Origin of the sequence: Patiriisocius marinus, assembly GCF_008974325.1 — a bacterium.
GTDB classification, from domain to species: domain Bacteria; phylum Bacteroidota; class Bacteroidia; order Flavobacteriales; family Flavobacteriaceae; genus Patiriisocius; species Patiriisocius marinus.
The window spans coordinates 1-6,466 of the sequence record NZ_BKCG01000017.1 but is presented as its reverse complement, the minus strand read 5'-3'; the positions used below and the strand labels follow the sequence as shown (position 1 = coordinate 6,466).

Sequence of the window (6,466 nt, the reverse complement as noted above, 5' to 3'; positions counted from 1 at the left end):
ATTTTTACAAATTCGACTTATTGCCAAAAAAAAAAATTAATATTCGAAATTTGTAAAAATCAGCTCCTGTCCGTCCGAAAGGCTAATGCCTTTCATCCTCCGCACTGCTCATATGCAAAGACGTTGTAAAACATACCCAAAAACACCCGAACTTCAAATTAAACTTTTGATATATTTTGAAAATAGTAACTTTTAAGTTACCTTTGTCGAGATGGAAAAAGTTAGGCAAGTAATACAATATAAAAATTATTTCGAGGAGTTTCTACTTGCTCAACCGAAAAAGGTTCAGGACAAAATATTTAAGGTCATTGAAATAATCGAAACTTATCAGCACGTGCCGAAAACGTATTTAGCACCAATGAAAACTCACAAAGGATTATTTGAGGCTCGAATAAAATTAGGTTCGAATATTTGGCGAGTTTTTTGCTTCTTCGATAAAGGTAAATTAGTTATACTCTTGAACGGATTTACTAAAAAGACGCAGAAAACACCGAAAAAAGAAATCGACAAAGCTGTTCGATTAATGAAAGAGTATTACGAAGAAAAAAACAAAGGAAATGGAAACTAAAAGTTGGAAAGAAATAAAAAACACAGTTTACGGAAAAAAAGGAACTGAACGCAGAGACGAACTCGATAGAGATTTTGAATCTTTTAAAATAGGTTTGCTTTTACGAAATGCACGTGAGGAAAAAAATCTGACTCAAGAGCAACTTGGCGAACTGATTGACAAAAAACGAACGTACATTTCTCGTGTGGAAAATAATGGCAGTAATCTGACTTTAAAAACATTATTTGACATCGTTGAAAAAGGACTTGGAGGAAAAGTAAATATTTCAATCGAAGTCTGATATAAAGTACGATTTTACAACACCGTGTATAATTCATTGCTAGTTCTAGCTTACTTACGAAAGTCCTCGCGGACTTTCTATCTGTGATTTATTTGCTAACTTTAGTGCTTAAACACGCAACGAAATCATACACAAACACGTTGTACACAAGCTCTGAAAAGCCAACCGCACAGTCAAGCACATTTCATTTTTTTCGTGCCTCAAAAAATAAAAAGAGCTTGCCCTTACCCACCGCAACCACCGAAATAAATTAATCGAATTTTTTTGCTGGAAATACAAAATCTATTGTTAAATTTGGACAATTATTGTCCTGAATATATTTTCAGGAAAAATACTATAAAATGAATACGAAACAATCGTTTGGAGAGTACTTGCGGAAATTAAGGGAAGACCAAAATCTTCCGATAAGAAAAGTTGCATCAAAACTGGATATTGACCCATCAACATTGGGAAAAATTGAACGTGGAGAAAGAAGTGCCAATAAAGAAATGCTTCCAATATTGGCGGAATTGTTCGGTATTGAGGAAAAAACTCTTGGACTTATACTTTTTAGCGACAAAGTAGCTTATCAGATTATTGAAGAAGAAAATACCAACGAAATTCTAAAAGTAGCAGAAGAAAAAATTAAATATTTAAAAAATAAGAATCTTAAACAAGGTTCATTGGACTTAAAATAAATATGAATATAAAAGACCTTGTTAAAAAATATCACTCGAATAGAGAAGCATATCTAAAAGCGGATTACAACGAAACTCAACTTAGGACAGATTTTCTTGACCCATTATTTGAAATACTTGGTTGGGACATTAAAAACTCGACTGGAAAGCCAACTAACGAACGTGAAGTCTTGGTTGAAGAAGGATTAAAAGCAGATGCTAGTTCTAATACTAAAAAACCTGATTACACTTTTAGGCTTTTTTCTGAACGAAAATTCTTTTTAGAAGCTAAAAAACCAAACGTAAAAATTGAAAGCGACAACGAACCTGCAAAACAAATTCGTAGATATGGTTTCACAGCAAAACTAAAAATTTCAGTTTTATCAAATTTTGAATATTTGGCAATCTATGATTGCTCTCAAAAAGTTGGAAAAGATGATTCTGTAACAAAATCTAGAATCAATCTTTATCACTATACAGAATATGAATCAGCTTTTGAGGACATAAAAAAACAGCTAAGTAACGAAGCTGTCTATTCAGGAGAATTTGATGAAACTTGGAGAGAAATTGAAGAGCAATTAAAACTTTCAAGTGTTGATGATTTATTCCTTTCTCATATTAATGAATGGCGAATCGTTTTGGGTAAAGAAATTTACTCGCACAAACCTGACTTAAGTATAGAAGAGTTAAATGATATCGTTCAGTCTTATATCAATAGTATCATATTTTTAAGAGTTTGTGAAGACCGAAATTTAGAAACCTATAAAACACTTTTAAACTTTGCAGAAAATAATGATTTCGCTTCGCTCATCAAAAAATTCAAAGAAGCCGACAAAAAATATAACGCAGGTTTATTTAATCAGCCTTTAACGGAAAAAGTAGTTTCTGATAGCTCTTCCGCATTTTGGGAAATAATCAGAGATTTATATTTCCCTGAAAGCACTTATTCCTTTTCAGTTTTTGCTTCAGATATTCTAGGAAACATCTATGAAATATTTCTTGGAGAACAATTAACGATAGAAAAAGGGCAAATTCTCTTAAAAAAGAAACCTGAAAATGTTGATAGAGATATTGTTACAACACCAACTTTTATTATTCAAGATATTCTAAGGCAAACGGTTGTAGAGCATTGCAAAAACAAAAATGATGATGAAATTTTAAATTCATCATTTGCAGACATTGCTTGTGGTTCAGGGGCATTTTTGCTAGAAACTTATCAATTATTACAAGATACACTTGTCGATTTCTATTTATCTAACGACCACACAAAATTAATTCAGACATCAATAAACACTTATAAACTGCCTTTTCCCCTCAAAAAGAAAGTATTAGAAAGTTGCATTTTTGGAATTGATAAAGATTATAATGCTGTTCAAGCCTGTAAATTTGGTTTACTATTGAAACTTCTTGAAAATGAAGATAATGCAACAATAACAATACCTGCATTACCAACTCTTGACCAAAATATTCAGTTTGGAAATAGTTTAATTGAGACAGCGGAAACAAACAAAAAAAATCAAGATGAAATAAATCCTTTTAATTTTGACAAAATTCGTTTTGACGTAATTGTTGGCAATCCGCCTTATATGGCAACAGAGCATATGAAAGAGTTTACACCTCTTGAATTACCTATTTATAAGTCGAAATTTGATTCATCTTACAAACAGTTTGATAAATATTTTCTTTTCATTGAAAGAGGTTTAGAACTTCTAAAAGATGGCGGATATTTTGGCTATATCGTACCCAGTAAATTTGCCAAAGTTGGTGCAGGTAAAAAGTTAAGAGAATTACTTGTTGACAACAAAGCGATTCAACAAATAATATCCTTTGGTGCAAATCAAGTTTTCCAAAACAAGACGACATACACTTGCCTTTTAATTCTCAAAAAAGAAAAGCTAGAACAACTCAAATATCTTGAGGTAAACTCAATCAAAAATTGGAAAACAAGAAATATTGGGAAGGAACATTTTGACGAATTTAAGATAGACTCTTTAGAAGCAGAAGGTTGGGTACTTTATCCAAGTATTTTAAAACCAATTTATACATCAATTGTTTCACAATCGAAGACATTAGAGGAGCTTATTGGTTCTGAAAATATTTACAATGGAATTCAAACAAGTGCCAATAACGTTTATATCCATTCGATAGAAAAAGAAGATAAACACTTTCTTTATTTCAAAAAAGATGGTGTTCAATGGAAAGTTGAGAAAATATTAACTAGACCATATTTCAAGACTTCTAGCGGAGAAGATAATTTATATACTTATCGTCCATTTTTACCAAATTCATTTGTTATTTATCCTTACTTAAAAACCAAAAAGGGAATTGAGTTTGTAGAAATTGATGATTTAAAAGCAAACTATCCAGAAACATATAAGTTTTTAAATCACTACAAGGATAAACTTGATAATGATAAAAGAGACATTAAACCTGAACCTCAGACCAAAAATGAATGGTACAGATATGGTAGACATCAAAGTCTAGACAAATGTGATGTACCTGCGAAAATTATTGTTGGTGTATTAGCACAAGGCAATAAATATGCAATTGACTACTTCGGCACTTTAATATCATCAGGTGGTACAGCAGGTTATTGTATGATTACATTACCTGATAACTTTCCGTACTCTATCTATTACATTCAAGCTTTATTGAACTCTAAATATCTAGAGTGGTTTTCTGCACTAATTGGCGAAGTATTCAGAGGTGGTTATATCGCAAGAGGTACAAAAGTGCTCAAAAAATTACCTATCAGACTGATTGATTTTAATACTAAATCAGAGAAAGATATTCACGATAAAATCGCGAAAATTCAAAAAGAATTAATTGATGTTCAGGGGAAAATAGATATAAATAATGGAAATAAAAGAGTCTTAATTCCTTTACAACGTCAGTTCGACCTTTTAAAAGCTGAACTTGACGATACACTTAAAACTTTGTTTAACTTGGGAGAAGCTGATAGTGATATCCCTTTAATTTCTGAAATTTATGCAACTAATTAAAGAAGCATCAAAGGAAAAATTAAGGGGTGGTTTCTATACACCTGAACCAATTGCATCATTTGTTTTAAAATGGGCATTTAACGGTAACAAACAACTTGATATTTTAGAACCAAGTTGTGGAGATGGCGTATTTCTTGAAGAAATACAAAAAGGAGATTACGAATATAATTCAGTAACTGCAATTGAATTTGATGAATTTGAAGCTGAAAAGTCTAAAAAAATTGGCTTGGACAAGACCAACGTTATTAATGCCGATTTTCACGATTTCTGCATTAACACCAAACAAAAATTTGATTTGGTAGTCGGAAATCCACCTTATATTCGCTACCAATATTTTGACAAAGAACAACAAGAATTTGCTTCCAACATTTTCGACAAAGCCAAACTAAAGTATTCTAAACTAACAAATGCTTGGGTTTCGTTTGTTGTTGGCTCTTCCCTACTTTTAAAAGAAAAAGGCAAAATTGGATTTGTATTGCCAGCTGAAATTCTTCAAGTTTCCTACGCTCAACCCTTACGAGAATTTTTAGCTCATTTTTATAATAAAATAAACATTGTTTCTTTTGAAAAATTGGTATTTCCAGACATTCAGCAAGAAGTAGTGCTATTATTATGCGAAAAAAATAATTCTAAAACACATTTGATTGAACATTTAGAATTGAAAGATGCGGAAGAACTAGAAAAATTAGATGTATCAAAATTAAAAAGTCCAAAGAAGAAAATTGATTTCAAATCAAACAAATGGACTTTTTATTTCCTTGAACAAAACGAAATTGACTTTTTAGAAAAGCTTCAAAACGACAAAATAATTCCAAGACTTAAAGAATACGCAAAAGTAGAAGTCGGAATTACAACAGGTTCAAATCCATTTTTTACAGTTCCGCTTTCTATTGTACAATTCTACAACTTAGAAAAGTATGCAAAACCATTAGTTGGTAGAAGTGTGCAAGTTCCAAGTGCGATTTTCACAGAAAAAGATTGGATTAAAAACAGAAACTCGGAAGCCCGAACACACTTTTTATCATTTCCGAAAATGGACGAACTAAATGGCTCAGTTGGAGCTAGGGATTACATTGCTTGGGGAGAAGAAAATGAAATACACAAAGGATATAAATGTAGAATACGTGATGAATGGCAAATTGTGCCTTCACAAAGAATATCGGACGCATTGTTTATTAGGAGAAACAATAAGTATCCAAAATTAATAATTAACGAAGCAGAAGCTTTTACAACGGATACTATGCATAGAGTAACAGTAAAAGAAAAAGCGGATATTAAAGCTTTGACAGCTAGTTATTACAATTCTCTATCCTTTGCGTTTGCTGAGATTTGTGGAAGAAGTCACGGTGGCGGAGTTTTGGAATTAATGCCGAACGAAGTGGAAAGGATTCTTTTGCCTTACAATGAAAAGAATGCGGAATTACTACCGATTATTGACAAAATGATTCGTGAAAAGAAAGACATTTCGGAATTATTGAAAATTACGAACGAAAAAATATTAAAAGAAAATTACGGCTTGACTAATGAAGAAATTGAATTAGCGGATAGTATATGGAAAAAGCTATCTAACCGAAGATTGAATAGAGGAAAAAAATAGCCAACGCTCAAAGCCATACACATTTGCAATTCGCACCAGCCAACGCTACACCAAAAATTGCAAAAGAGTATGTCTTTGCCAACGCTAGCAAGTTTGCGGAATAAAAGCCAGTGTACAACAATGTATAAAAATAATAGCGGTTTAATCGCTAAAAATAAAGTAAGTAAATATAAAAAAGGTCTGTTTTTAACCGAAAAGTTAGTGTGTGCAAATCCGCTACTATTCTTATACTAGACCGTTGTCTTTAATGCTGAAAAAAATGTTAACCATCAAAATACAGGGAAATAACTTTTCAAATCTTGCTGATTTTTTTGATGAAGTCGAGCGAAAAATGACGAAAGGATTGGATTGGAAAATTGGGCA

General features: G+C 31.8%; 5 protein-coding genes. All 5 read left to right on the top strand.

Translation table 11 applies throughout. From position 1 onward, the window contains the following. The first annotated feature begins 211 nt into the window (after window positions 1–211). The 5 genes from GBH57_RS15820 (at window position 212) to GBH57_RS15800 (ending at window position 6,103) form a co-directional block, all read left to right on the top strand. Window positions 212–568, top strand: coding sequence for a type II toxin-antitoxin system RelE/ParE family toxin (locus GBH57_RS15820; RefSeq protein WP_042247318.1), 357 nt, complete (start codon window positions 212–214; stop codon window positions 566–568). Then, window positions 558–848 carry a helix-turn-helix domain-containing protein gene (locus GBH57_RS15815; protein ID WP_015025859.1) on the top strand — a complete coding sequence of 97 codons (291 nt, stop codon included), beginning with the start codon at window positions 558–560 and terminating at the stop codon, window positions 846–848. Before GBH57_RS15820 ends, GBH57_RS15815 begins: the two co-directional genes overlap by 11 nt. Before the next feature lie 341 nt (window positions 849–1,189). Next, window positions 1,190–1,525 carry a helix-turn-helix domain-containing protein gene (locus tag GBH57_RS15810; protein WP_151675475.1) on the top strand — a complete coding sequence of 112 codons (336 nt, stop codon included), beginning with the start codon at window positions 1,190–1,192 and terminating at the stop codon, window positions 1,523–1,525. A 2-nt stretch (window positions 1,526–1,527) separates the two neighbouring features. Further along, window positions 1,528–4,506, top strand: a complete 2,979-nt coding sequence (locus GBH57_RS15805; RefSeq protein WP_151675474.1) for an Eco57I restriction-modification methylase domain-containing protein — start codon at window positions 1,528–1,530, stop codon at window positions 4,504–4,506. Further along, the gene (locus GBH57_RS15800; protein ID WP_151675473.1) at window positions 4,493–6,103 is read left to right on the top strand and encodes an Eco57I restriction-modification methylase domain-containing protein; all 1,611 of its coding nucleotides are present in this window, start codon (window positions 4,493–4,495) and stop codon (window positions 6,101–6,103) included. Before GBH57_RS15805 ends, GBH57_RS15800 begins: the two co-directional genes overlap by 14 nt. Window positions 6,104–6,466: the final 363 nt, after the last annotated feature.